Below are 26,630 nucleotides of genomic sequence, written 5' to 3' on the forward strand. Positions count from 1 at the left end.
TCCCTTCAGAATGCTTCATGCCATACTGACAGCAGCTTAAATGACAAAGAAGTCAATTCAGGAGCGTGCGATGGGTGAAGAGACTTTCAATGCCATGCCGGATCCACCGCTGGCGGGGCAATTGAACATGAACGAGCTGCAGCAGCTGTTCGAACTGGCCCCGTTTGGCATAGGCGTGTTTGACCGCCACTTCCGCTGCCGCAGCGTCAACCAGACCCTGGCCGATCTCAACGGTCTCTCCCGAGAAGAGCACTACGGCAGATATCTGCGCGAAATCGTCCCCACGCTGGCTCCGGTGCTGGAACCCCTGTTCCAGCAGATCATCAGCAGCGGCGTCCCCCGGGTCGAGCTGAACCTGAGCGGCCATACCGCGGCCCACCAGGGCCGGCAGCGCCACTGGCAGGCGATTTACAGCCCCATGCTGGACGAACAGGGGGTGCCCGACCGCATCCTCACCATAGTGCGGGACGTCACCGAGCAGGTCGAAGCACAGCAGCGGCTGCAACTGGCCATGAGTGCCGGCCAGATCGGGGTGTGGGAGTGGCATGTGACGGAGGACAGGCTGCAGTTTGACGGCCAGGTCGAGCGCCTGCTCGGCACCACGGCCAGCCAGTTTCAGGGGGGGATGGAGCAGTTCATCAAGCGCTTCGATCCGCTCTCTGGCGAGCAATTCAGGGCGGCGGTCAACGGCACGGCCCCCATTCACCTCACCCTCGGCTATCTCGGGCCGGATCAGTTGCGGGGCTGGGTCGACATTCACGCCGATCACGTGGCGGCCACCGACCATCAGGGGCGGCGCATCACCGGGGTGATCCACGATGCCACCAGTCGCTGCAACCAGGAGGACAAGCTGCGCCAGGCCAACGTGGTGTTCGAGACCGCCGCCGAAGGCATCATCATCATGGATGGCCAGCGCCAGATCATCTCGGTCAACCCGGCCTTTTCCAGCATGACTCAATATGAAGAGGCGGAGATCGTGGGCAAGTCGCCGGAGGCCATCATGCACCCGCGCCGCCACACCGACATCGATTATCCCTGGCATACCCTGCTGCCCGGCAGTCACGCCTGGCATGGCGAGATGATGTGTCTGCGCAAGGATGGCGGCTACTTCACCTCCTGGCAGCATGTCAGCGCCGTACACGACAGTCGCCACAACACCACCAACTACGTCATCGCTTTCTCCGACATCAGCGCCATTCGCAAGGCCGAAGCACAGCTCAACCACCTCGCCTATCACGATCCGCTGACCGAGCTCGGCAACCGCAACCTGCTGCAGGAGCGGCTGGAGCTGGAACTCAAGACCGCCCAGCTCAACCACCAGCAACTGGCCCTGTTGTTCATCGATCTGGACGGCTTCAAGCTGATCAACGACACCCTGGGCCATCGCGCTGGCGACGAGTTGCTCAAGCTGCTGGCCGAGCGGATCCGCCGCGTCCTGCGCCACAACGACGTGGCCGCCCGGCTCGGTGGCGATGAGTTCCTGGTGCTGATCCCCTTCTTTGAACGGCCACAAGAGCTGGAGCGGCTCGCCGAGCAACTGCTGGCCTGCCTGCGCGAGCCGGTCGAACTCGGCCACGAGCGGGTGGCCGTCTCCGCCAGCATCGGCATCGCCCTCTATCCGGAACACGCCACCAGCCCGGATACCCTGGTCAGCGCTGCTGACAGCGCCATGTACGAGGCCAAGAACCGGGGCCGCAACGGCTATCTGTTCTATACCCCGGACATGACCGAGCAGACCCGGGAGCGAATGAGCATGGAGCAGGGGCTGTTCAAGGCCATCGAGCAGCATCAGCTCTGCGTCCTCTATCAGCCCATGACGGAGCTCGCCAGCAACCGCATGAGCGGGCTGGAGGCCCTGCTGCGCTGGCAGCACCCCAGCGAGGGCATGATAGGGCCCACCCGTTTCATCCCGGTGGCCGAGGAGTGTGGGCTCATCGAGCAGATCGGCGAGTGGGTGATGCGCACCGCCTGCCAGCAGGGACAGGCGTGGCTGGCCGCCGGGCTGGCGGTACCCAGGCTGTCGATCAATGTGTCGGTGCGGGAGATGCGCTCGGCAGGTTACGTGGAGCGGGTCGCCGCCATCCTGGCCGAGACCGGCTTTCCGCCAGAGAAGCTGGAGATAGAGGTCACCGAGAGCATCATCCAGCGAGTCGATCAGAGCCTGCAGCTGTTCAGACGCCTGAAGGCGCTGGGGGTACAGATCGCCATCGACGACTTCGGCACCGGCTTCTCATCCCTGAGCCTGCTCAAGAGCCTGCCCATCGATCGCATCAAGATTGACCGCACCTTCGTGCAGGCCCTGCCCGATGACAAACACAGCCGGGAGCTGTGCCGCACCATCATCAACCTGGCCGACAGCCTGGGCATGATGGTCACCGCCGAAGGGATCGAGACCCAGGCCCAGCGCCAGTTTCTGCAGTCACTGCACTGCCAGGAGGGGCAGGGCTATCTGTTCAGCCACCCGCTGGCTGAGCCCCATCTGGCCGAGCAGCTGGGCTCGCGCAAGGGCGCCTGGTGCTAGCGGTGCGCCGGGATCCGCGCCGCGCCAGCGGCGCAGTTGACGCTCATCAGTTGAAGGTCAGCCTGGCATCCCACCCTTCGTCCTGCTGCCGGCGTGACTCTTCCAGCAACGAGTCCTGCGGATAGGAGGATTTTTTCTCTTCGAGGGTGACGGACACCGACGGCTTGCGCGCCAGCCAGGCCTCGCTCAACTGGCCGCTGATGTGGTCCCGCAAGGATGGCGAAGCGGGCTGTGCCGGTGTCAGCGCAAGACCGTTGGCATGGGGGGCGGCCAATGCGGCCTCATCGGTGGCCTGCGGGGCCTCAAACTGCCAGAGGGAGGAACACAATAGCAGGGTCAACATGGGACTATCTCCGTCGCTAAAACGACGTTTTACCCAATCAGCGATGAATTGTCATCGGCGCGACTGTAAGCGGATGTTGCCATCTATCCAAAAGTCTAATTGCCCTCCCCCGCCAAAGGTATAAGTTGTTACCTAATCATTACAAGAATGTATTCAAAGGAGTGACACATGAGCGAGAGCAAGGTCTACCCGGTCAAAGCCCACATCAGCAACGGCGCCCTGCTGGACAAGGCAGGCTATGAAGCCATGTACCGGGCCTCGGTGCAGGATCCGGATGCCTTCTGGGGCGAGCAGGGCAAGATCCTCGACTGGATGAAGCCCTACACCAGGGTCAAGAACACCTCCTATGATCCGGGCCACGTCTCCATCAAATGGTATGAAGACGGCCTGCTCAACGTCTCTGCCAACTGTCTGGACCGCCATCTGGCCCAGCGCGGCGACAAGGTCGCCATCATCTGGGAAGGAGACAACCCGGCCGAAGATCGCAAGCTCACCTACCGCGAGCTGCACACCGAGGTGTGCAAGTTTGCCAACGTCTTGAAGGCGCAGGGGGTGCATCGCGGCGACGTGGTCTGCCTCTACATGCCCATGGTGCCGGAAGCCGCCATCGCCATGCTGGCCTGTACCCGCATCGGCGCGGTGCACAGCATCGTGTTCGGCGGTTTCTCGCCGGAAGCCCTGGCCGGTCGCATCATCGACTCCGGCTCCTCCATCGTCATCACCGCCGATGAAGGGCTGCGCGGCGGCCGCCCGGTACCGCTCAAGAAGAACGTGGATGAAGCACTCACCAACCCGGAGACCAAGGTCAACAATGTGATCGTGCTCAAACGCACCGGCGGCAACATCGCCTGGCACAACCACAGGGACATCTGGTGGCACGACGCAGTCGCCACCGTCAGCGCCGACTGCCCGCCCGAGGCGATGGGGGCTGAAGATCCGCTCTTCATCCTCTACACCTCCGGCTCCACCGGCAAACCCAAGGGGGTGCTGCACACCACCGGCGGCTATCTGGTCTATGCCACTCTCACCTTCAAGTACATCTTCGACTACCACGAAGAGGACATCTACTGGTGTACCGCCGACGTGGGTTGGGTCACCGGCCACTCCTATCTGGTCTACGGGCCGCTTGCCAACGGTGCCACCACCATCATGTTCGAAGGGGTGCCCAACTACCCGGCCACCAACCGCATGAGCCAGGTGGTGGACAAGCACCAGGTCAGCATCCTCTACACCGCCCCCACCGCCATCCGGGCGCTGATGGCCAAGGGCAACGAGGCAGTAGCCGACACCTCCCGTTCGAGCCTGCGCATCATGGGCTCGGTGGGCGAGCCCATCAACCCGGAAGCCTGGGAGTGGTACTACCGCACCATCGGCGAGGAGCGCTGCCCCATCGTCGATACCTGGTGGCAAACCGAGACCGGCGGCATCCTGATCAGCCCGCTGCCCGGCGTCACCGATCTCAAGCCTGGCTCGGCTACCCGTCCCTTCTTCGGCGTGCAACCGGCGCTGGTGGACAACATGGGCGAGCCGCTGGAGGGGGCCACCGAGGGCAACCTGGTGATCACCGACTCCTGGCCGGGCCAGATGCGCACCGTGTTCGGCGATCACGAGCGGTTCGAGCAGACCTACTTCTCCACCTTCCCCGGCCGCTACTTCACCGGCGACGGTGCCCGTCGCGATGAGGATGGTTACTACTGGATCACCGGACGGGTGGATGATGTACTGAACGTCTCCGGTCACCGCATGGGCACCGCCGAAATTGAATCCGCGCTGGTTTCCCATCCCAAGATCGCCGAAGCGGCGGTGGTGGGCGTGCCACACGAGATCAAGGGTCAGGGCATCTATGCCTATGTCACCCTGATCGCCGGCGAGGAGCCGAGCCGGGAGCTGCACAAGGAGGTGAAGGAGTGGGTCCGCAAGGAGATCGGCGCCATCGCCACCCCGGACGTGATCCACTGGGCCGAGGGGCTGCCAAAGACCCGCTCCGGCAAGATCATGCGGCGAATTCTGCGCAAGATCGCCACCGGCGAGACCGACAGCCTGGGGGATATCTCCACCCTGGCGGATCCGGGCGTGGTGGACAAGCTGATCCGCGAGAAGTCGGAAGCCGCCTGATCCTGACTGCGTTCCTGCCTCCAAAGCCGGCCTCGAGCCGGCTTTGTCGTCTTTGCTACTGAGTGTTTCAACAACGCACCAATTAGCGCAAAAAATAGACAGATGTAGAGATTAGACCAGTAAAATGCTGCTAATTTTCACGAAATCAATATAATTGCGAAATCTGTGTGCCAGTGCACACCGATTTGCGCAGAAAATGACTAGATTTCTGATAGTCCACAAGATGGCTGACAGATAGCAGCATTATCATCGAGGATGTACTCAATATGTCGCAAAAACACCGAATTCTCCTGCTCAACGGGCCGAACCTGAACCTGCTGGGCAAACGGGAACCGGGCATCTACGGCAGCAAGACGCTCGATGAGATCGTCGCCGATCTGACGCACAACGCCGACGAACTCGGGGTCACACTGGAACACCTGCAATCCAATGCCGAACATGAGTTGGTCGGCCGCATCCACCAGGCCATGGGTCAGGTGGATTTCATCATCATCAACCCGGCCGCCTTCACTCACACCAGCGTCGCCATCCGCGATGCGCTGCTGGGTGTGGCCATCCCCTTTATCGAGGTTCACCTGTCCAACGTCCATGCCAGGGAACCCTTCCGTCATCACTCCTATCTGTCTGATGTCGCCAAGGGGGTCATTTGTGGGCTGGGGGCCGATGGCTACCAATTCGCTTTAACCGCGGCCGTGCACCAGTTGCGCGCGGCTTGATAATCACTGATCAGATAAAGAAGAAAGAGAATGCTAATGGATATCCGCAAAATCAAGAAGCTGATTGAACTGGTTGAAGAGTCCGGCATCGCCGAACTGGAGATCTCCGAAGGTGAAGAGTCCGTTCGCATCAGCCGCAACTTCTCCGGTCAGGTGACCGCTGCTCCGCAGATGATCATGCAACAAGCTGCCGCCCCGGTTGCCGCTCCTGCCGCCGCACCGGCTGCTGCTGCCCCGGCTGCCGACGCCATCCCGAGCGGTCACCTGATGCGCTCCCCGATGGTTGGCTCCTTCTACCGCTCCTCCAGCCCGGAAGCCAAGCCGTTCGTGGAAGTCGGTCAGCACGTCAATGTCGGCGATACCCTGTGCATCGTCGAAGCCATGAAAATGATGAACCAAATCGAGTCTGACAAGGCCGGTGTGATCAAAGCGATCCTGGTTGAAAATGGTCAGGCCGTCGAATTCGACGAGCCGCTGTTCATCATCGAATAAGGGAAGTCGCCACCCATGTTGGACAAAGTAGTCATCGCCAACCGCGGTGAAATTGCCCTGCGGATCCTGCGCGCCTGTAAAGAGCTCGGGATCAAGACAGTGGCCGTTCACTCCACCGCCGACCGGGAGCTCAAGCATGTGCTGCTGGCCGACGAAACCATCTGTATCGGCAAACCGGCCAGTACCGACTCCTACCTCAATGTGCCGGCCATCATCGCCGCCGCCGAGGTGACCGGTGCCGTCGCCATCCACCCGGGTTACGGTTTCCTCTCCGAGAACGCCGACTTCGCCGAAGTGGTCGAGAAATCCGGCTTCATCTTCATCGGCCCGCGCGCCGAGACCATTCGCCTGATGGGTGACAAGGTTTCCGCCATCGAGGCGATGAAGAAAGCGGGCGTGCCCTGCGTACCGGGCTCCGACGGTCCGGTCGACAGCGATGCCAAGCACAACGCCGCCATCGCCAAGCGCATTGGCTACCCGGTGATCATCAAGGCCGCCGGTGGCGGTGGTGGTCGCGGCATGCGCGTGGTGCGCAGTGAAGCCGAGCTGTCTGCCGCCATCGCGCTGACCAAATCCGAAGCAGGCCAGTTCTTCAAGAACGACATGGTCTACATGGAGAAGTACCTGGAGAACCCGCGCCACATCGAAATTCAGGTGTTGGCAGACGGCCAGGGCAACGCCCTCTACCTGGGCGAGCGCGACTGCTCCATGCAGCGTCGTCACCAGAAGGTGGTCGAAGAGGCGCCGGCACCCGGCATCACCGAAGAGATGCGCAAGTTCATCGGTGAGCGCTGCGTGCGCGCCTGTATCGAGATCGGCTACCGCGGTGCGGGCACTTTCGAGTTCCTGTACGAGAACGGCGAGTTCTATTTCATCGAGATGAACACCCGTATCCAGGTTGAACACCCGGTCACCGAGCTGGTCACCAGCGTGGATCTGATCAAGGAGCAGCTGCGCATTGCCGCCGGTCAGCCCCTGTCGATCACCCAGCAGGACATCCGCATCCGTGGCCATGCCATCGAATGCCGGATCAACGCCGAAGACCCGGCCACCTTCATGCCGTCTCCGGGCCTGATCCAGCGCTTCCACGCGCCGGGCGGTCTGGGCGTACGCTGGGATTCCCACATCTACGCCGGCTACAAGGTACCGCCCTACTACGACTCCATGATCGGCAAGCTGATCTGTTACGGTGAAAACCGCGACGTCGCCATCGCCCGCATGCGTCAGGCGCTGGACGAGCTGGTGGTGGAAGGGATCAAGACCAACGTCTCCCTGCAAAAAGAGATCATGAAGGACGAAAACTTCCAGCACGGTGGGACCAACATCCACTACCTGCACAAGAAGCTGGGGCTGTAAGGATCCTTGACGAAGGCCGCAATGTCGGTGGACGTCGGCTCCGCAAGGAGCCTCTGTTGAAAAAGGGCCATGGCGACATGGCCCTTTTTTGTTATCCTTGCGCCCCTCAAAATTGTCGGAGGCCAAGGTGAATCGTTTCGCGCTCGCTCGCCGGGAAGCAGCCCTCTGCCTGCTGCTGACCCTGCTCTACTTCCTTGCCTGGTATGGCACGGCCTATTTCATCCCCGCAGAGATCGAATGCTGGGACATGCCGCTCTGGTTCCTGCTCAGCTGCATCCTGATGCCGCTGCTGTTCATCGTGCTGTGCGGCCTGATGGTGGATCGTCTGTTCGTGGACATCCCCCTCGACTCTCCTCCCCTCGATGCCAAGGAGCCTTCCCATGAATCTTGAGCTGATGCTGCCGCTCATCATCTATCTGGTGCTGGTGCTGGGAGTCGGCTTCTGGGCCAGCCGCCACCGGGTGGGCGGCGACTTCGTGCAGGAGTACTTCATCGGCAACCGCAGCATGGGCGGGCTAGTGCTGGCCATGACCCTGGTGGCCACCTACACCTCTGCCTCCTCCTTCATCGGCGGGCCGGGGGCGGCCTACAAGATCGGGCTGGGCTGGGTGCTGCTGGCGATGATCCAGCTGCCCACCGTCTGGCTCACCCTGGGGGTGCTTGGCAAGAAGTTCGCCATCATCGCCCGCCGGGTCAATGCGGTGACCATCAACGACATGCTGTGGGCCCGCTACCAGAGCAAGGCGGTGGTGGTGCTGGGCTCGGTCACCATCATCCTCGCCTTCATCGCCACCATGGTGGTGCAGTTCATCGGTGGCGCCCGTCTGCTGGAGACCGCCACCGGCCTCAGCTACCAGCAGGGGCTCCTGCTGTTTGCCAGCTGCGTGCTGCTCTACACGGTGATCGGCGGCTTTCGCGCCGTGGTGATGACCGATGCGCTGCAGGGGATCATCATGCTGATCGGCACCGGCGCCCTGCTGGCGGGCATTCTGGTGGCCGGTGACGGCCTGCCCAACCTCATCCACCAGCTCAAGGTGATCGATCCCAAGCTGGTGAGCCCGCAGGGGGCCGGCGACCTGCTGACCCAGCCCTTCATGCTGAGCTTCTGGGTGCTGGTCTGCATCGGGGTGGTGGGGCTGCCCCACTCGGCGCTGCGCTGCTTCGGCTATCGCGACAGCAAGGCGCTGCACCGCGGCATCCTGATCGGTACTGTGGTAAGCGCCTTGCTGATGTTCGGCATGCACCTGGCCGGCGCCCTGGGCCGCGCCATCCTGCCCGGCATGGACAGCCCGGACAAGATCATGCCCTCCCTGATGATGGAAGTGCTGCCCCCCTGGCTGGCGGGGGTCTTCCTGGCGGCGCCCATGGCGGCCATCATGTCCACCATCGACTCCCAGCTGATCCAGGCCTCCGCCACCCTGGTGAAGGATCTCTACCTCAACTACCTGAGTCCGGAGAAGGCTGGCCAGGAGAAGCTGGAGGTACGGGTGCCGCGCCTCTCCCTACTCTGTACCCTGATCCTGGGCACGCTGGTGCTGCTTGCAGCCTTGCAACCGCCCGAGATGATCATCTGGCTCAATCTGCTCGCCTTCGGCGGCCTGCAGGCGGTGTTCCTGTGGCCGCTGGTGCTCGGCCTCTACTGGTCGCGGGCCAATGGCCCGGGGGCCCTCGCCAGCATGGTGTGCGGCATCCTCTGCTACGCCATCCTGAGCCAGTGGGAGATCAAGCCGGCCGGCCTGCACGCCATCGTGCCGAGCCTGGGGCTGGGGCTGATTGCCTTCGTGCTGGTCAGCCTGCTGACCCCGGCCCCGAGCCAGCATGTGCGGCGCTTGTTTGAGCCGCAATCATCGATGGATTAATAAAGGGTTCCGAAACTATCCCAAAATGGGTGTTTTACGGGTAAACTGTGCGCCATGTCACAAAATGCCGTGCCCTTATGCCCGTACAGAACGCCAGACAGATCCTGACCCAAGCCCTGCAGCGACTCGGTTACGCCCTGTTGCTGCCGGTCTCCATCCTGCCGCTGGCCGCGCTGCTCTATCGGCTCGGCCAGCCGGACGTGCTGGATCTGGCGGTGCTCTCCCTCACCGGCCGCGCCCTGTTCAGCCAGATGCCGCTCATCTATGCGGTGGCCATCGCCTTCGGGCTGAGCCGCCAGGGTGAAGGCACCCAGGCGCTGGCCGGCGCGGTCAACTTTCTGCTGCTGAGCTCGGCGCTCGGCACCCTGGCCCCCGGCCTGCACAGCGACATGATCTGCGGCCTGCTGGCGGGATTGACCACCGCCATCGTCTACCCCTGGCTCAAGCGCCACCCCATGCCCCACTGGCTGCGGCTGATCAACGGCGACTTCACCAGCCTGCTCGCCTCGGCGCTCACCTGTCTGTTGCTGGCCTTCCCCCTCGCGCTGCTCTGGCCGCTGCTGGAACAGGGCATCACCCTGCTCGCCTCCGAACTGCTCACCACCCCGTTCGGTGCCTTCTGCTACGGCGTGCTGAACCGGCTGCTGATCCCGCTCGGCCTGCATCAGGTGCTGGGCAGCCTCATCGGGCTGGGGGAGAGCAACCTGCAGGCTCTGGCCAGCGCCCAGCCGCTGCACGAAGGCTATGTGGCCGGGCTCTACCCCATCATCATGTTCGGCCTGCCGGGCGCCTGCTTTGCCATCTGGCTGCACCGCCAGCGCATGCAGCGACTGCCCCAGGGGGGATTGCTGCTCACCCTGGCGCTCACCTCGGCGCTGGTGGGCATCACCGAACCCATCGAGTTCCTGTTCGCCTTCACCGCCCCCTGGCTGTTTCTGGCCCACGCCCTGCTGACCGGCCTGTCGCTCGCCACCTGCAGCGCGCTCGGCATCAAGGTGGGCAGCTACTTCTCCGCCGGCCTGCTGGATCTGGTGCTGAGCTACCACGCCGGCGAGCACAGCTTCTGGCTCATTCCGGTCGGCATCCTGTTCTTCGTCGCCTACACATTGCTGTTCTATCAGCTGCTGGAGCGCACGCCCCTCAGCCTGCCGAGCAAGCCCATCGCACCGGAGCACCCGCGCCTGGCCAGCGTCGCCCCCTCCGACCCCCAGATGCTGGCGATCCAGTACCTCAAGGTGCTGGGCGGCATGGACAACCTGCAGGCGATGAGCGTCTGCCTCACCCGCCTCAGCCTGCGGGTGCGCGACATCTCGCTGGTGGATCAATCCCGTCTGCTGGGGCTGGGCTGCCTCTCCTGGATCCAGCTCAACGACCATCAGCTGGTGCTGGTGCTGGGCCCCAACGCCAGCCTGATCGAGGGGCAGATCCGCATGCTGGCGGAGCGCCAGTCGGTGCCGCTCGGCCTCAAGCCCAATCAGGAGTCCGCCGGTCAGAGCGGCTGGTAGCCTCAGGCAAACGGCAACCGCTCGGCGACAAAGTCCATCAGGCTGCGCAGGGCAGGCGCCAGGTGCTCCCGGCTCGGGTAGATGAGGTAGAAGGGGTTGGCCGGAATGGGGTGACTGGGCAGCACCTTCTGCAAGCGTCCCGCCGCAAGATCCCCCTCGCAGACGTGATGGGGCAGCAGGGCAATCCCCCCCTCGTTGATCGCCAGCTCCCGCAGCGCCAGCAGGCTGTTGCTCAGACAAGCCCCCTGCGGCCGCCAGCCTCCCTCCTGCAGCGGCCACACCGGCAGCGACGTGTGCACCAGGCAGGCGTATCGGCCCAGCTCGCTCAGCTGTTGCGGCATACCGTGGGCCGCCAGATAGGCGGGCGCCGCCACCAGATGACGCGGCACCTGACCAATGCGCCGGCAGATCAGGCTGGAATCTTTCAGCGGCGCCGCCCGCAGCGCCAGATCGTAACCCTCCCCCACCAGATCGAGCTGCTCATCGCAGAGGGTCAGCTCCAGCACCACCTCGGGGTAGAGGGCCCGAAACTCGGCCAGGATCCGGCCGAGCAGCAGGGTGCCGGTGGCCTCCGGCGCGGTGATCCGCACCCGGCCCGCCGGGGCCGCGCGCAGCCGCGCCATCGCCAGATTGGCGCTGCGGGCCAGTGCCAGCAACGCCCGGCACTGCTCCACATAGACCTCCCCCTGCGGGGTCAGGCTCAGCCGGCGGGTGGTGCGCTGCAACAGGCGCACCCCGAGCTGGGATTCGAGCCGCGAGATCTTCTGGCTGACCGAGGATTTGGGCATGCCGAGCAGCTCGGCCGCCCCGGTGAAACTGCCCTGCTCCACCACGGTGGCGAACAGCCCCATCAGCTCCAGTTCGACATTGTTCATATATTCAAACAGTCTTTACCAATTACCCATCTTAATCTGAATAATCAACCAGACTAGAGTGGCTGGCAATCCCCATCCAACCGATTTGAAAGGAACTGCCATGAAAGCCATCGCCCTGACCCACTATCTGCCGAGCGATCATCCCCACTGCTTCATCGAAGCCAATCTGGCCGACCCGACACCGGGCCCGCGCGACCTGCTGGTGCGGGTCAAGGCCACCTCCATCAACCCGGTGGACACCAAGGTGCGAGCCCCCAAGGCCAAGGTCGAGAGCAGCCCGCGAGTGCTGGGCTGGGACGCCGTAGGCGAAGTGATCGCCGTCGGCCGCGAGGTGACCCTGTTCAAGGCGGGCGACCGGGTCTGGTATGCCGGCGACATCAGCCGCCCCGGCAGCAACAGCGCCCTGCAACTGGTGGATGAGCGCATCGCCGCCCTCGCCCCCACCAGCCTGAGCGACGTGGAAGCCGCGGCCCTGCCGCTCACCGCCATCACCGCCTGGGAGACCCTGTTCGAGCGCATGCGCCTCACCCGCGAGAGCAGCGGCAAGCTGCTGATCATCGGCGGCGCCGGTGGCGTGGGCTCCATCGCCATCCAGCTGGCCCGCCAGCTCACCGGCATGGAGGTGATCGCCACCGCCTCGCGCCCCGAGACCCGGGCCTGGTGCCTGCAGATGGGGGCCCACCAGGTGGTGAGCCATCACCAGTTGCAGGAGGAGCTCACTGCCCTCGGCATCACTCAGGTGGACGCCATCTTCTGCACCAATGCCACCGAGCAGCACTGGGATGCCATGGCCAGCCTCATCAGCCCGTTCGGCCATATCTGCACCATCGCCGAATCGAGCGAGCCCTGGGACCTCTCCCTGCTCAAGAGCAAGAGCGTCACCTTCAGCCAGGAGTTCATGTTTACCCGCTCCCTGTTCCAGACCCCGGACATGATCGAGCAACACAACCTGCTGGGGCTGGTCGCCGCCCTGGTGGACCAGGGCGTGGTCAAGACCACCCTCAGCAAGGTGGTGGCCGAGCTGACCCCGGCTACCCTGGCTCAGGCTCATGCCGAGGTGGAAGCCGGCCGCATGGTGGGCAAGCTGGTGATTGACATGAGCCAGTTCGGCAACTAATCCCTTATGGGTAAAAACTGCACCATCATGGGGTGAACTCACCAGTGACAAGCCCCATCACAGCACAGCTCACATCAGGCAACAGACAGTCACCACGCAGCATCACCATAAAAAGAACCAAAAAAAGGGGCCATCCCGCCGGGATGGCCCTAAATACCTGAACGTTGGGGTAACAATCACACACATATCCTTATGCAGGACCTCTGTACCTTTGCAGCTAGTGTGCCAATCCCGCCCGCCTCCCCGCTTGCTTGCCACATTGTGCCCTGCCACCAGTGGTCTGTATCCGCAGGCAAAAAAAAGCCACCCGAAGGTGGCTGAAAAAGATGACGGAACTTTCCTAGAGCAAAGCATTCAGCGGGAACAGGTTGCTTCCCGTCACCCAATGAGGAATACACGAACCGTGCCAACTCGGCAAAGTCTGCCTCCTCCACCACACTGCATGGGCAAACCACGACAGCACACGCCCATGATGATAGAATCCCGCGGTTTCACATTTATGAAGAGTCGACGCCATGCCCTGGATACAAATTCGAATCAACGCCACTGCCAAGACCGCAGACAAGGTGAGCAACATGCTGCTGGGGCGTGGTGCCCAGGCGGTGACCTTTATGGATGCCAAGGATGTGCCCGTCTATGAACCCATGCCGGGCGAAACCCCGCTGTGGGGCGAGACCGAAGTAATGGGGCTGTTCGACGCCGAAACCGATCCGGCACCCACCATCGCCTTCTTCCAGCAGATCTTCGGTGAAGACGTGGGCTACAAGGTGGAGCAGCTGGAAGACAAGGACTGGGTGCGCGAGTGGATGGATCACTTCCACCCCATGCAGTTCGGCGAGCGGCTGTGGATCTGCCCGAGCTGGCGCGACGTGCCGAACCCCGATGCGGTCAACGTCATGCTGGACCCGGGTCTGGCCTTCGGTACCGGTACCCACCCCACCACTGCGCTCTGCCTGCAGTGGCTGGACGGGCTGGATCTGGCCGGTAAAACCGTGGTCGACTTTGGCTGCGGCTCCGGCATCCTCGGCATCGCCGCCCTGAAACTGGGCGCCGCCCGGGTCATCGGCATCGACATCGATCCGCAGGCCATCCAGGCCAGCCGTGACAACGCCGAGCGCAATGGCGTCGCCGATCAGATAGAGCTCTACCTGCCGGCGGATCAGCCGCAAGATGTCGAAGCAGACGTGGTGGTCGCCAACATCCTGGCCGGCCCGCTGCGCGAACTGGCGCCGCTTATCGCCGGCCACGGCAAAGCGGGCAGCCTGATGGCCCTCTCCGGTGTGCTGGAAAGCCAGGCGCCGGAGCTGGAGACCATCTACGGCCAGTGGTTCGAGATGGACCCGACCGCCGTCAAGGAAGAGTGGTGCCGGCTCTCCGGCCGTAAACTCGGCTAAGCGGCACTTGCCAAACTATCAACGGGGCTCCCACACGGGAGCCCCGTCTGTTTTCAACTCGCCGGCAGCCACCTCTCTGGTGCCGTTACCCAGCGCCATCCACACTCGCACGGCAATCAGTGCTCATTTGACCACACAGCTCACCCCGTTTCCGGTAGGATAGGCCGCCAGTCCCCCTTGCGACACGGAGTGCTTATGCGGATTGCCATACTGGATGACTATCAGGATCAGGTGCGTCATCTGCCCTGCTTTACCCGCCTAGCGGGCCACGACGTCACCATCCTCACCCAAAGCGAACCTGACCCCGAGCGCCTTGCCGCCAAGCTGGCAGGGGTGGAGGCGCTGGTACTGATCCGCGAGCGCACCCGCATCGACGAGGCGTTGCTGCGCAGGCTCCCCTCCCTTCGGCTCATCAGTCAGACCGGCAAGATCAGCCAGCATATCGACCCCCTCCTGTGTCAACGCCACGGGGTGGCCGTCGCCGAAGGCATCGGCAGCCCGGTGGCACCCGCCGAGCTCTGCTGGGCGCTCATCATGGCCGCCTCCCGCCACCTCCCGGCCTATTGTCATGCCCTCGCCCAGGGGCAGTGGCAGCAATCCGGCACACTGGGGCTGGGCCGTACCTTGCAGGGGCTGACGCTCGGCATCTGGGGCTACGGCAAGATTGGCAGACTGGTGGCCGGTTACGGCCGGGCCTTTGGCATGTCGGTGCTGATCTGGGGCAGCGAGGGCTCCCGCCAGCAGGCCGAGCGGGATGGCCATGCCAGCGCCTCCGACAAGGAGGCCTTCTTTCGTGACGCCGACATCCTCTCTTTGCATCTGCGCCTGCACGAGGCAACCCATGGCTGTGTGACCCGCGCCGATCTCGCGCGGATGAAGGCCGACTCCCTGCTGGTCAACGTCAGTCGGGCTGAGCTTGTCGAGCCGGGCGCCCTTTATGCTGAACTCGCCGCCAACCCCACCCGGCGCGCAGCGCTCGACGTGTTCGACGCAGAGCCTGCCACGGCGCAAAGCGAGCCTTTGCTGCGCCTGCCCAATGTGCTGGCCACCCCTCATCTCGGTTATGTGGAGCGCAACAGCTACCAGCTCTACTTTCAGGCCGCCTTTGACAATCTGATTGCCTTTGCCGAGGGCAGGCCGACCAATCTGGTGCTGCCCGTAGCGGGCCGCTGATCACGGTTATCCGGCGGCCGGACCGCTAACATGTGAACCCCATGCGCCACCAAGGCAAGCCACAGGAGCAGCCATGACCGAGTACGACAAGATGATCGCCAGCCAGCCCTACAACTGCATGGCGCCGGAACTGGATCTGTTGCGCCGGGAGACGGCCCGCCTGTACCGCCGCTTCAATCGCAGCGACGAGGAGAATGAACAGCTGGCGCTGCTGCAGCAGATCGTCGGCGAGCTGGCCCAGGGGGCCTTCATCTGCCCGCCCCTCTACTGCACCTATGGCCGCCACATCCACCTTGGCGAGCGCAGCTACATCAACATGGGGGCCACCCTGCTGGACAACGCCCCCATTCGCATCGGTGCCGAGGTGATGATCGGGCCGAACGTGCAGATCTACACCGCCGCCCACGCGCTGGACGCCGATGAACGGATCCAGGGGGTCGAGACCGCGCTGCCGGTCACCATCGAGGACAGGGTCTGGATTGGCGGCGGTGCCATCCTGCTGCCCGGCGTCACCATAGGGCGGGAGGCCATCGTGGGCGCCGGAGCCGTGGTCACCAAAGACGTGCCAGCCGGCGCCCGGGTGGTAGGCAACCCGGCCCGCGTGTTGCCCGCCAAAGGCAAGACGCCGGTAAGCTAGCAGCTGCACCGGACGCTACGGAATTAAGGGAAGCGGCACCTGCAAAGCGCCAACAAAAATGAAGCCCAACGCCATCAAGACCATGATGGCCTGTAAAAAGGTGACCTTTCCGGTCCTAGGAGGTTGAGAGTACCGACACCTGAAAAGCGCCCATAAAAATGAAGCCCAATATCATCAAGACCATAATGGCCTGTAAAAAGGAGACCTTTCCGGTCCTAGGAGGTTGAGAGTGCCAACACCTGCAAAGCACCCATAAAAATGAAGCCCAATGTCATCAAGACGTTGGGCTGTAAAAAGGTGCTACGGAATTGCGACTCTCATCGCAGAAAATTAGAAGGGGTCACCTTCTAAACTGGCACAGGGATATTAACGAGGCGCAAACGTTTTACATAGCGTAATAAACCAGGATTGAGAACGGCATCTCACTATTTAAAAAATTCCCTGCCAGCCACGGCATCCCTCTTGGCAATCTTCCAAATATCAGTACAGCCCGCCACCAGAAACAAAAAAGCCCTGACGAGTCAGGGCTTTGCCGGTCATGAAGCAGACTAGAAGCGGCGCACGAACTCGCTCACCGGCAGCTCGCGCAGCTTGCGGGCCTCCAGCATGGGGGTACCAAGGTAGAGGAAGCCCACCAGCTGATCCTCCGGTGTCAGTCCCAACCCTTCATTGATCTGCTCGTCGAAAATGAACCAGCCGGAGCGCCAGATACCGTTGAAGCCCTGGGCCTGGGCCGCCATCTGCATCGCCATCAGGGCGCAGCCAGCGGAGAGTTCCTGCTCCAGCCGCGGCACCTTGGGATGCTCCTGGTAGCGGGTTGCCACCGCGATCAGCAGCGGTGCGCGCAGCGGGGCCTCCTGACACTTCTTGATGCTCTCCTCATCCTCGCCGCGACTGCGCGCGGCCTGTGCCAGCAGGGTGCCGAGCCGTTCGCGCCCCTCCCCTTCGAACAGGATGAACTGCCAGGGGGTCAGGGTGCCGTGATCCGGCGCCCGCAGCCCGGCCTTGAGGATATTGTCGAGTACCTCGCCGCTCGGGGCGGGCTCGGCCAGGCGGCCACAGGAGTGACGATTCAGTAACAGGTGGAGGGCATCCATGGGCAGTTCCTTGTCAGGGGCTATGATGGCGCTACCTTAGCACAGCACCAGATGAAGAAAACCCCTGAGCATCAGGGGTTTGTCGCAATACATGGCGGCCCGTCGACTAGATGACCGCCGCCAGTTCGGCCCCCTGGCGGATGGCGCGCTTGGCGTCCAGCTCGGCGGCCACGTCGGCCCCGCCGATGATGTGTACCGGCTTGCCCGCCGCCTGCAGGCCGGCCTGCAGCTCCTTGAGCGGCTCCTGGCCGGCGCAGATGATCACCTGATCCACCGGCAGACACTGCTGCTGTTCACCCACCTGAATGTGAAGCCCCTCATCATCGATGCGCAGGTACTGCACGCCGGAGAGCATCTCCACCTTGCGGTTCTTGAGCACGGTGCGGTGGATCCAACCGGTGGTCTTGCCAAGGCCGTCACCCACCTTGCTCTCCTTGCGCTGCAGCAGCCACACCTGGCGCTCGGGGGCGTCGATCACCGGGGCCATCAGGCCGCCGCGCTCGCCGAGCTGCTTGTCGATGCCCCACTCCTTGAGCCAGTGATCGCGACTGCGATCCCCCTTGCCCTCTACCAGGTATTCGGCCACGTCAAAGCCGATGCCACCGGCGCCGATCACCGCCACCTTCTCACCCACCGGCTTGTGATCCCGCAAGACATCGAGGTAACTCATCACCTTGGCATGCTCGATGCCCGGAATGTTGGGGGTGCGCGGGCGGATGCCGGTGGCGAGGATCACCTCGTCAAAGCCGCCGCCCAAGAGGCTCTCGGCACTCTGGCGCTGGCCCAGATAGAGTTCGACACCGCACTTCTCCAGCCGCTTGGCAAAGTAGCGCAGGGTTTCGTGAAACTCCTCCTTGCCCGGGATCTGCTTGGCGAAGTTGAACTGGCCGCCGATCTCGCTGGCCTGATCGAACAGGCTCACCTGATGGCCGCGTTCGGCGGCGTAGCAGGCAAACGCCAACCCGGCCGGGCCTGCGCCCACCACCGCCAGCTTCTTGGGCTGGGGCACCCGGCCAAACGTCAACTCGGTCTCGAAGCAGGCGCGCGGGTTGACCAGGCAGGAGGCCCGCTTCTGCTTGAAGACATGATCCAGACAGGCCTGGTTGCAGGCGATGCAGGTGTTGATCTCGTCCACCCGGTTCTCGGCAGCCTTGATGACAAATTCGGGATCCGCCAGGAAGGGACGCGCCATGGAGACCATATCCGCCTCGCCGCCCGCCAGAATGCGCTCGGCCACCTCGGGGGTGTTGATGCGGTTGGTGGTGATAAGCGGCACACTCAGATGTTTCTTGAGCTCCGCCGTCACCCAGCTGAAGGCGCCGCGCGGCACGCTGGTGGCGATGGTGGGAATGCGCGCCTCGTGCCAGCCGATGCCGGTATTGATGAGGGTGACCCCCACCTGCTCCAGCGCCTTGCCAAGGGCGATCACTTCCTCAAGGGAGGAGCCCTGCTCCACCAGATCCAGCATGGAGAGGCGGAAGATGATGATGAAATCCGGCCCGACCCGCTCGCGGATGGCGCGGACAATCTCCACCGGGAAACGCATGCGGTTTTCGTTGCTGCCACCCCAATCATCGGTGCGCTTGTTGGTGCGCTCGCAGATGAACTGGTTGATGAGATACCCTTCCGATCCCATCACCTCGACCCCGTCGTAGCCCGCGCTCCTGGCCAGTTGCGCAGTGGCGGCGAAGTCGCGAATGGTGCCGCGGATCTGCCGCTCGCTCATGGCGCGCGGCTTGAACGGAGAGATGGGGGCCTTGAGGGCACTCGGTGCCAGGCTGAACGGATGATAGGCGTAGCGGCCGGCATGGAGGATCTGCAGCGCTATCTTGCCCCCCTCCTGATGCACCGCACTGGTCACCTTCTTGTGCTTGGCCACCTGCCAGGGAAAGCTCAGCTGGGAACCGTGGGGCACCAACCGGCCACGCAGGTTGGGGGCGATGCCGCCGGTCACGATGAGGCCGACCCCGCCCCGGGCCCGCTCGCCATAGAAGGCGGCCAGCTTGTCAAAGCCCCCCTTCTCCTCTTCGAGGCCGGTGTGCATGGATCCCATCAACACGCGGTTGCGCAGCTGGGTAAAGCCGAGATCGAGGGGGGTCAGCAGGGTCGGGTAGCGGCTCATCATGAACTCCTTGTCGGGGCCGGGCTGGATGGCACCATGCCCATTCCCCACCGTCCGGACTCAAGCCCGGACCACGACGGCAGAATGGGTGGGCGGCTCACAGGGCCTCCAGTTAATTTTTTGTTATCAAACCGAGGCTAGAGTAAAGAATCGAAAATGCTTTTTCAAACAAATGTTTGGACAATTTTTCGGCGAACAGACGTGTTCCGAACAACCGGGCTCCGATCCTGTCCAAGCGGAAATGGCATTTCACCGGCCAACTGGTTAATAATGGCGCTTCCCTCCCCATTAACAGGGCGATAACGCGACTATGTCTATTTTCAAAGGTCTGGGTTGGCTGTTTCGCAGCCTGTGGCGCCTGCTCAATTTCACCCGGCTGATGCTGGTCAATCTGCTGTTTCTCGTCGTGGTCTTGATCATCGTCTTCAGCGTCAGCCAGAAAGAGGCTCCCAGCGCCCCCATCGAAGGGGCCCTCACCCTCAATCTCTCCGGCGTGCTGGTGGAACAGCGCTCGCAGACCGATCCCACGGTGCAGCTGCTGCGCCAGGTGGACAACAGCGACGAGCTGCCCAGCGAGATCGTCCTCTCCGATCTGCTGTGGGCCATCAAAAGCGCCAAGGATGACGATCGCATCAAGGCGCTGGTGATCAAGCCCCAGGGGCTGCAGGGCACCAGCTTCTCCAAACTGCAGGAGGTGGCGAGCGCCATCGATGCCTTCAAGGAGAGCGGCAAGCCGGTCATCGCCATGGCCGACTTCTACACCCAGGGCCAATATCTGCTGGCCGCCCACGCCGATCACGTGCTGCTCAACCAGAGCGGCGCCGTGGTAATCGAGGGGCTCGGCGTCTACCAGACCTACTACAAGTCGGCGCTGGAGAAGCTCAACATCACCCCGCACGTGTTCAAGGTCGGTACTTACAAGTCTTTCGTCGAACCCTATACCCGCGACGAGATGTCCCCCGAGAGCAAGGAGGCGAACCAGCGCTGGCTGGATCAGCTGTGGCAATCCTATGTGGCCGACGTAGCCGAGCAGCGCGAAATCGAACCCGACGCCGTGGCACCGGGCAAGGATCGCTTCCTCGAGCTGCTGCGCAAGGCCGGCGGCAACGCCGCCAACTACGCCCTCGACAACGGTCTGGTGGATCAGCTGGCGACCCGCGACGAGATGACCCAGGCGGTGATCAAGGAAGTGGGCGAGAGCGATGACCACGGCTGGAAGGGAGTGGGCCTCAAGGAGTACCTGGCCGCCATTCCGAGCCAGTATCCCCAGAGCGGCAAGGATGAGGTGGGTCTCATCGTCGCCAGCGGCGCCATCATGGATGGCGTCCAGCCTGCCGGCACCATCGGCGGCGACAGCCTCGCCGACCTGCTGGCCGATGCCCGCCGCGACGACAAGGTGAAAGCCCTGGTGCTGCGGGTCGACAGCCCGGGCGGCAGCGCCTTCGCCGCCGAGCAGATCCGCGCCGAGCTGCTGGCCCTCAAGCAGGCCGGCAAGCCGGTGGTGATCTCCATGGGCAGCTACGCCGCCTCCGGCGGTTACTGGATCTCCGCCGATGCAGACAAGATCTTCGCCTCCCCCACCACCCTCACCGGCTCCATCGGGGTGTTCGGCATGTTCGCCACCATCGACAAGGCGCTCTCCCAGTACGGGGTGCACACCGACGGCGTCGGCACCACCGACTATGTCGGCGTCGGCCTGACCCGCGCCCTGCCGGAACACGTCGGTCAGGCGATCCAGCTGAACGTGGAAGATACCTACCAGCGTTTCGTCGGTCTGGTGAGCAAGGGCCGTGGCCTGAGCCCGGAAGAGACCGAGAAAGCGGCCGAGGGCCGGGTCTGGACCGGTCAGGATGCCAAGGCGCTGGGACTGGTGGACGAGTTTGGCGATCAGGAGGCGGCCATCAAGGCGGCGGCCGAGCTGGCCAACCTCAAGGAGTGGCAGGTCACCCCCATCGAGCAGGAAGAGTCAGCCAAAGACAAGTTCCTGCGCCAGCTGTTCGACAGCAGCGCCCAAGTGCTGGCTTCCCACCTGCAGAACTGGTTGCCGGCCGGGCTTGGCAAGGCGCTGGTGGAGGTAAACCGCAGCCTGGACCCGCTGACCCGCTTCAACGATCCGCAGGGCACCTACGCCCTCTGCCCGGTCTGTACGCCCTGAGCAGCAGCAAACGCAAAAAAAACCGCCTTGGGGCGGTTTTTTTTACATCTGCCTCAAGGGGTCCGAGTCACGCCAGCAGGCCGGATTCGTGCCAGTGGTGCAACTCAGCCAGCACCCTGGTCTCCCGCACCGTCCACTGGGGGCAAGGGCCCGCCAGCTGGGTCTTGTTGGTCTGCAGCGCCTCGGCCAGCTCGAACCAGCCGGGGGTGAAACCGAGCCTTATCTCGTAGGGCTGGGGCTGGGGTTCGCACCAGGCCTCCCCCACCTGACAGAGGTAGTAGAAGGAGCGGATGCAGTAGGCGTCGTAGTCAGCCTCGCGGGCCGGCCGGTATTCCCGCGTCTCGCCGAGCAGGGCACCGACCGCCACCAGCTCGGCGCCGCACTCTTCGCGCAGCTCGCGCGCCAGGGCCGTGCGGTGACACTCCCCGTGCTCGATGCCGCCACCGGGAAACATCAGATCGCCGTTGACCTGGGAGTGCACCAGCAGCAGCTGGTCGCCGCGCAGCACGACGGCCCTGACGGTGACCCGCTCCAGCTGGCGGCCATCTGTGTTGACCCGACCGTGGGTGAGCCGGATGTCGAAAGGGTGCGGCCAGTCGCTGGCCAGAGATTCAATGTGGTTCATCAGGGTTCAGGGACGATAGGTCCCGCTTTTCAGTTGTTCGACCAGGGTGGCTGCCTGGCTGTCCAGGCTCTCCTGCTCTTGCTTGCTCAGGGAGTGATAGAGGCTGAAACGGGTGGCCGACACCTCGGCGGCATTCTGGAACGACTCGCTCACCTTGCCCCACAGATAGGCCTGCCCGTACTGCTTCTGGCCCATGTAGAGGGTGCTGAGGGAGGTGAGGATCCGGCCGTTGACCTGCTCCCCTTCCCGGTAGAGGGAGAGGGCGTGCTGCATCAGCGCGATGGCCTTTTGCGGCTCACTCTTGGCATAAATGCCGCCGAGCGCCAGTTGCAGCTCGGGCTCCTCCAGCACGGGTTGCCCCTCCAGCGCAAGAAACTGCTGGCGAGCCAGCTCGTTGGTGTTGTTGGTCCAGTGCCAGAGCAGCAGGTAGGGATCTGTGGCGTTGCGGGTGGCGGCATCAAGCTGGGCCAGCTGTTCGCCGGCCGCCAGCATCCCCTCCACCCGCGGGCTCTTCTGCTCGCGGGCCCGCTTGTACTCGATGTTGGTGGAGCGTTCGGCGCATTTGAGATAACGCTCCAGGCTACGCATCAACTCGTACTGGCGCCGCTGCGTCCCCTCCGCCTGCAGGTAGTAGCGGGCCCGGATGATGTCGCTGCGCTCGTAACGACACCAGCCATCGTCCACCAGATCCTGACAGAGGGCCGGATAATTGGCACAGATGTTGTGGATCCTGTCATCGTCACAGGCGGTGAGCAGCAGGCCGCAACAGAGGCCAAACAACAGGGAACGAGCTGGAAAAGGGGTCATGGTTCATATCTTGTTGGTAACAATTGCAGCCTGCCATGGCCACCCTTGGCTAGCAAACAGATTACATATCCATTACAATGCGCGCGCCGTATAAGGCCGCGACTGCAGAATAATATAACGAAATATACACCCCTACACTGATCTGCATTCGACGAATTTCTATTTGCCCCAACAACGTGAAATAAAGGATCTGGTTAATGACCCACGAGCACTATCTGCAGGCGTGGCAGGAGAGCCAGGAGCTCGCCGAAGCCATGCAACCCTTGATCGGTCGCCTCTACCGCCAGCAGGGGATCGAGATCACCATCTTCGGCCGCCCGCTGCAAAACGCCTCCACCATCGATATCCTCAAGGCCCACCGGGTCGTTCGCCGCCACCAGGGAGCCCCCCTCCCGCTCCAACAGAGCTTTCCCCTGCTGCAAGCCATTCTGGCCCTGAACCCGACCGCCGCCGAGATCGATCTGGGCAAGCTGGCCGTGGGTTACTGGCAGGATCACCAGAATGAAGCCGGCATCGACGACTACCTGCGTGCCAAGCTGGCACCGGCCCTGGGTCGCGGCGTGCCGGCCCCCACCGACGTGGTGTTGTACGGCTTTGGCCGCATCGGCCGCCTGCTGGCCCGGCTGCTGATCGAGCGCACCGGCGCCGCCAACTCCCTGCGGCTGCGCGCCATCGTGGTACGCGGTGGTCGTGACGGGGATCTGGAGAAACGCGCCAGCCTGCTGCGTCGTGACTCGGTGCACGGTCCCTTCAACGGCTCCATCGAAGTGGATGTGGAGCGTAGCGCCATCATCGCCAATGGCACCTTCATCCAGGTGATCTACGCAAACAGCCCGGCCGACATCGACTACACCGCCTACGGCATTCACGATGCGCTGATCGTCGACAACACCGGGGTCTGGCGTGACGAGGCGGGGCTGTCTGAGCACCTCAAGGCGCGCGGCGCCGCCCGGGTGCTGCTGACCGCCCCCGGCAAGGGGGAGATGAAGAACGTGGTGTTCGGCGTCAACCACGAGGTGATCGGGCCCGATGACAAGATCATCTCCGCCGCCTCCTGCACCACCAACGCCATCACCCCGGTGCTCAAGGTGATGCAGGACAAGTACGGCATCCGCCACGGCCACGTGGAGACAGTCCACTCCTACACCAACGACCAGAACCTCATCGACAACTATCACAAGGGCGAGCGCCGCGGTCGCAGCGCGGCCCTCAACATGGTGATGACCAGCACCGGCGCCGCCAAGGCGGTGGCCAAGGCGCTGCCCGAGCTCAAGGGCAAGCTGACCGGCAACGCCATCCGGGTGCCCACCCCCAACGTGTCGCTGGCCATCATCAACCTGTCGCTGGAACAGACCACCGATCGGGAGAGCCTCAATGCCTATCTGCAGCAGATGGCGCTGAGCTCGGCCCTGCATCGCCAGATCGACTTCAGCGCCAGCACCGAGCTGGTCTCCTCCGACATGGTGGGCTCCCGTTTTGCGGGCATCGTCGACTCCCAGGCCACCATCGCCGAGGGGGATCACTGCGTGCTCTACGTATGGTATGACAACGAGTTCGGGTACAGTTGTCAGGTAGTGCGGGTGATGGAGCAGATGGCTGGCGCAGTCCGCCAGGATCTGCCGGTCTGATCCCGATTCGTCATGGCTCAATGTGCAAGGAGAAGGCCGGATGTCGTTTCAACAAGGTGAGTTTCTACAAGCAATCAGGCAGATGCCCGCAGAGGTGTACGAACGCCTCAAGACGGCGGTCGAGCTCGGCAAGTGGCCCGATGGCAAACCGCTCACTGACGAGCAGAAGGCCACTTCCCTGCAGGCGGTGATGGCCTGGCAGGCGATGCACCTCGACAACCCCGAGCACATGAACATCGGCCGTGACGGCGAGATCGTGATGAAGAGTAAGAGCGAGCTCAAGCGTCAGTATCGCGACGAGGAAGAGATAGTGCGGGTCGACCTCAACCACTGAGTCTGACCCACCAGGCCGCCCACCGCGGCCACAGCAGAGAGGGGAGCCAATATGGCTCCCCTCCTATCTATCATGCTTCGAACACACTACCGTACCCTATAACACCACGACTTCGTCACTGAATCTGTCAGCAACTCGTTGACCATGGCAAAGTACCGAATAAATAGAACAATCCAGTATCTTCTTTCTAGTTTGCAGGTGCTCAATGTAGTCATCCGAAAGAACACAATCACCATCAGAGATCATCAGAATATCGGCCTTCTCGTATTCCTTGGCATCCCTGATGATCTCACAGGCACGGTTCAGCGGTGTTTCAAAGTCCGTTCCGCCACCGAATCCCTGTCGCAAGAAATGGAGCAGCCCCGAAGCACTGTTTTCTTCATGTATGGCATATTCTCTCAACTCCCCATTGTCACCAAAGAGCACGACATGCAGAGAGCGCGCCTCTTGCTGCAGGACTGCCGATACAGCAAGCAATAACGCCCTGGCTTTCAGTAGCGGAGCTCCGCTCATGCTACCGGATGTATCCAGGCAGGCGACCACAGGCCCTGTTCGTTTTTGCTCCAACTCCAGCTGTTCACCCGAAGTACAAGTGGTTCCCTGCAACTCATAGGTCATCAAGTTTCGTTCCAGAAAACGGGCATAAAACAGGGTTTCCAGTGCCTCATCCTCCAGATTAAGCAACTCTGTGGGGAGTACACGAGCCAGATCTTCACTGCGATGGGTACCGTGTACCTCACTTTTACTCGCGTGCGGGATCCGCGCCTGTTTTTTCTTCTCTTCCGAAATATAAGCTCGGCCCATCTTATAAGTTAACTCTTTAATGGCATGATTTTGCTGTAGCTGCTTGGCGAGCGGCTCAATATCATCCTTACATAGCTTGAGATCGTTATACGAGAAATTGGCACCGGAACAGGCTAACAATAAGGCCTTGGACTTTTCATAGGTTGTATCTATATCGCCCAATATCTGACCATAACCAGTCAATTTTTTACGCATCTCGTCAGGGATTTCCTCATCGGCCAGCTCTGCCTCATAAGCTTTACACTCTGCCAACTCGGCACGAAGAGCGGCAATCATCTCCTCATTAAGAGGCCGGTTTTTAAGGTGATCCTCCTGTGCCAGCCAGTCCGGTTCCGGGGTCGGATTATCCGCCAGCGAGTCATCCCAGTCCCATAATCGCCATTTGGTTGCACCCAACTTGTATCTGGCAGACTCTTTTAGAGCCTTGATGGTCGGTTCCCAACTCTCGTCAATGATATTCACTGTTGATAACAGGTTATTAAACCAAGAAGAACCTCTATTTTTGGGCGAATGTTTGACACACCGGGCAGAAAAAACATGGCAATTCGCAAATACCAGACCATAAAAGCCACGATCACCAATATGACTCTCGGCCTTGTGAGCCACCACCTCACAACTAACAGCTCCGTCACCGTCACAGGATACATAGATCTTGCGACCCAGTGTACTTTTGGATGTAAAACTGGCTGGGCCGCATCGATTAACAGTACCTTCAGCAATATCTGTGACTTCTATGTTGGCGATCTCTTGATCGCCAACATAGATACCGGAATGTTCTGCACCTAACCAGAGATCGCAATAGAGCACGCTCCCTGGCTGTGGGGTTACCTGATCACGAAAATTGCTGTCAATAAAATATTTTATACCCTTTATCCCGAATGGAATTGCAGCGGTAATACCACTGATACCTCGCCACAATGAACTGCGTATTCCAGCTAGTAGACCGAGCATAGCG

Annotated in this window: 22 protein-coding genes; 15 read left to right on the top strand and 7 right to left on the bottom strand. The window is 62.3% G+C overall.

Annotated elements, in window-relative coordinates:
• Positions 1 to 70 precede the first annotated feature (70 nt).
• Positions 71 to 2,521: a sensor domain-containing protein gene (locus tag AHA_RS16905; RefSeq protein ID WP_011707108.1), complete on the top strand. Its 2,451-nt coding sequence runs from the start codon at positions 71 to 73 to the stop codon at positions 2,519 to 2,521.
• Positions 2,522 to 2,567: 46 nt separating this feature from the next.
• On the opposite strand, the gene AHA_RS16910 is transcribed toward AHA_RS16905, so the two are convergent.
• Positions 2,568 to 2,864: a hypothetical protein gene (locus AHA_RS16910; protein WP_011707109.1), complete on the bottom strand. Its 297-nt coding sequence runs from the start codon at positions 2,862 to 2,864 to the stop codon at positions 2,568 to 2,570.
• A gap of 168 nt (positions 2,865 to 3,032) precedes the next feature.
• Between AHA_RS16910 and acs the strand changes: the two genes are divergently transcribed.
• The 7 genes from acs (at position 3,033) to AHA_RS16945 (ending at position 10,907) form a co-directional block, all read left to right on the top strand.
• A complete protein-coding gene (acs, locus tag AHA_RS16915; RefSeq protein ID WP_011707110.1) occupies positions 3,033 to 4,979 on the top strand; it encodes an acetate--CoA ligase in 1,947 nt (648 codons plus the stop codon).
• A 266-nt stretch (positions 4,980 to 5,245) separates the two neighbouring features.
• Positions 5,246 to 5,695: a type II 3-dehydroquinate dehydratase gene (gene aroQ / locus AHA_RS16920; RefSeq protein WP_011707111.1), complete on the top strand. Its 450-nt coding sequence runs from the start codon at positions 5,246 to 5,248 to the stop codon at positions 5,693 to 5,695.
• A 36-nt stretch (positions 5,696 to 5,731) separates the two neighbouring features.
• Complete coding sequence (gene accB, locus AHA_RS16925; RefSeq protein ID WP_011707112.1) at positions 5,732 to 6,187, top strand: acetyl-CoA carboxylase biotin carboxyl carrier protein; 456 nt, start codon at positions 5,732 to 5,734, stop codon at positions 6,185 to 6,187.
• Between the two features lie 15 nt (positions 6,188 to 6,202).
• The gene (gene accC / locus AHA_RS16930) at positions 6,203 to 7,543 is read left to right on the top strand and encodes an acetyl-CoA carboxylase biotin carboxylase subunit (protein WP_011707113.1); all 1,341 of its coding nucleotides are present in this window, start codon (positions 6,203 to 6,205) and stop codon (positions 7,541 to 7,543) included.
• Positions 7,544 to 7,655: 112 nt separating this feature from the next.
• Positions 7,656 to 7,934: a YhdT family protein gene (locus AHA_RS16935; RefSeq protein ID WP_016351749.1), complete on the top strand. Its 279-nt coding sequence runs from the start codon at positions 7,656 to 7,658 to the stop codon at positions 7,932 to 7,934.
• Complete coding sequence (panF, locus tag AHA_RS16940; protein WP_011707115.1) at positions 7,924 to 9,402, top strand: sodium/pantothenate symporter; 1,479 nt, start codon at positions 7,924 to 7,926, stop codon at positions 9,400 to 9,402. Before AHA_RS16935 ends, panF begins: the two co-directional genes overlap by 11 nt.
• A gap of 77 nt (positions 9,403 to 9,479) precedes the next feature.
• Complete coding sequence (locus AHA_RS16945) at positions 9,480 to 10,907, top strand: PTS transporter subunit EIIC (protein WP_011707116.1); 1,428 nt, start codon at positions 9,480 to 9,482, stop codon at positions 10,905 to 10,907.
• Positions 10,908 to 10,909: 2 nt separating this feature from the next.
• On the opposite strand, the gene AHA_RS16950 is transcribed toward AHA_RS16945, so the two are convergent.
• A complete protein-coding gene (locus AHA_RS16950; protein ID WP_164927729.1) occupies positions 10,910 to 11,782 on the bottom strand; it encodes a LysR family transcriptional regulator in 873 nt (290 codons plus the stop codon).
• Between the two features lie 100 nt (positions 11,783 to 11,882).
• On the opposite strand from AHA_RS16950, the gene AHA_RS16955 reads away from it, so the two are divergent.
• From AHA_RS16955 to AHA_RS16970, 4 genes are all read left to right on the top strand, one after another.
• The gene (locus tag AHA_RS16955) at positions 11,883 to 12,899 is read left to right on the top strand and encodes a zinc-binding alcohol dehydrogenase family protein (RefSeq protein ID WP_011707118.1); all 1,017 of its coding nucleotides are present in this window, start codon (positions 11,883 to 11,885) and stop codon (positions 12,897 to 12,899) included.
• A gap of 515 nt (positions 12,900 to 13,414) precedes the next feature.
• The gene (gene prmA, locus AHA_RS16960; protein WP_010675412.1) at positions 13,415 to 14,293 is read left to right on the top strand and encodes a 50S ribosomal protein L11 methyltransferase; all 879 of its coding nucleotides are present in this window, start codon (positions 13,415 to 13,417) and stop codon (positions 14,291 to 14,293) included.
• 195 nt (positions 14,294 to 14,488) lie between these two features.
• Positions 14,489 to 15,466 (top strand): D-2-hydroxyacid dehydrogenase family protein, encoded by a 978-nt coding sequence (locus AHA_RS16965; protein WP_011707119.1) that lies wholly within the window; start codon positions 14,489 to 14,491, stop codon positions 15,464 to 15,466.
• 73 nt (positions 15,467 to 15,539) lie between these two features.
• Complete coding sequence (locus AHA_RS16970; protein WP_011707120.1) at positions 15,540 to 16,103, top strand: sugar O-acetyltransferase; 564 nt, start codon at positions 15,540 to 15,542, stop codon at positions 16,101 to 16,103.
• Between the two features lie 548 nt (positions 16,104 to 16,651).
• On the opposite strand, the gene AHA_RS16975 is transcribed toward AHA_RS16970, so the two are convergent.
• Both AHA_RS16975 and AHA_RS16980 read right to left on the bottom strand, forming a co-directional pair.
• Positions 16,652 to 17,200: an NAD(P)H nitroreductase gene (locus AHA_RS16975; RefSeq protein WP_011707121.1), complete on the bottom strand. Its 549-nt coding sequence runs from the start codon at positions 17,198 to 17,200 to the stop codon at positions 16,652 to 16,654.
• 106 nt (positions 17,201 to 17,306) lie between these two features.
• Positions 17,307 to 19,322, bottom strand: coding sequence for an NADPH-dependent 2,4-dienoyl-CoA reductase (locus tag AHA_RS16980; RefSeq protein ID WP_011707122.1), 2,016 nt, complete (start codon positions 19,320 to 19,322; stop codon positions 17,307 to 17,309).
• Between the two features lie 310 nt (positions 19,323 to 19,632).
• Between AHA_RS16980 and sppA the strand changes: the two genes are divergently transcribed.
• A complete protein-coding gene (gene sppA / locus AHA_RS16985; RefSeq protein WP_011707123.1) occupies positions 19,633 to 21,477 on the top strand; it encodes a signal peptide peptidase SppA in 1,845 nt (614 codons plus the stop codon).
• 67 nt (positions 21,478 to 21,544) lie between these two features.
• Here sppA and AHA_RS16990 read toward each other — a convergent pair whose 3' ends face one another.
• Positions 21,545 to 22,102: an NUDIX domain-containing protein gene (locus AHA_RS16990; protein WP_011707124.1), complete on the bottom strand. Its 558-nt coding sequence runs from the start codon at positions 22,100 to 22,102 to the stop codon at positions 21,545 to 21,547.
• 6 nt (positions 22,103 to 22,108) lie between these two features.
• Positions 22,109 to 22,909, bottom strand: coding sequence for a DUF2989 domain-containing protein (locus AHA_RS16995; RefSeq protein WP_011707125.1), 801 nt, complete (start codon positions 22,907 to 22,909; stop codon positions 22,109 to 22,111).
• A 197-nt stretch (positions 22,910 to 23,106) separates the two neighbouring features.
• Between AHA_RS16995 and AHA_RS17000 the strand changes: the two genes are divergently transcribed.
• Together AHA_RS17000 and AHA_RS17005 are read left to right on the top strand one after the other, a co-directional pair.
• Complete coding sequence (locus AHA_RS17000) at positions 23,107 to 24,537, top strand: glyceraldehyde-3-phosphate dehydrogenase (protein ID WP_077392291.1); 1,431 nt, start codon at positions 23,107 to 23,109, stop codon at positions 24,535 to 24,537.
• Positions 24,538 to 24,577: 40 nt separating this feature from the next.
• Positions 24,578 to 24,871: a YeaC family protein gene (locus AHA_RS17005; RefSeq protein WP_011707127.1), complete on the top strand. Its 294-nt coding sequence runs from the start codon at positions 24,578 to 24,580 to the stop codon at positions 24,869 to 24,871.
• A 96-nt stretch (positions 24,872 to 24,967) separates the two neighbouring features.
• On the opposite strand, the gene AHA_RS17010 is transcribed toward AHA_RS17005, so the two are convergent.
• Complete coding sequence (locus AHA_RS17010; RefSeq protein WP_011707128.1) at positions 24,968 to 26,626, bottom strand: VWA domain-containing protein; 1,659 nt, start codon at positions 26,624 to 26,626, stop codon at positions 24,968 to 24,970.
• Positions 26,627 to 26,630 lie beyond the last annotated feature (4 nt).

The sequence above is a fragment of the Aeromonas hydrophila subsp. hydrophila ATCC 7966 genome, assembly GCF_000014805.1.
GTDB classification, from domain to species: domain Bacteria; phylum Pseudomonadota; class Gammaproteobacteria; order Enterobacterales; family Aeromonadaceae; genus Aeromonas; species Aeromonas hydrophila.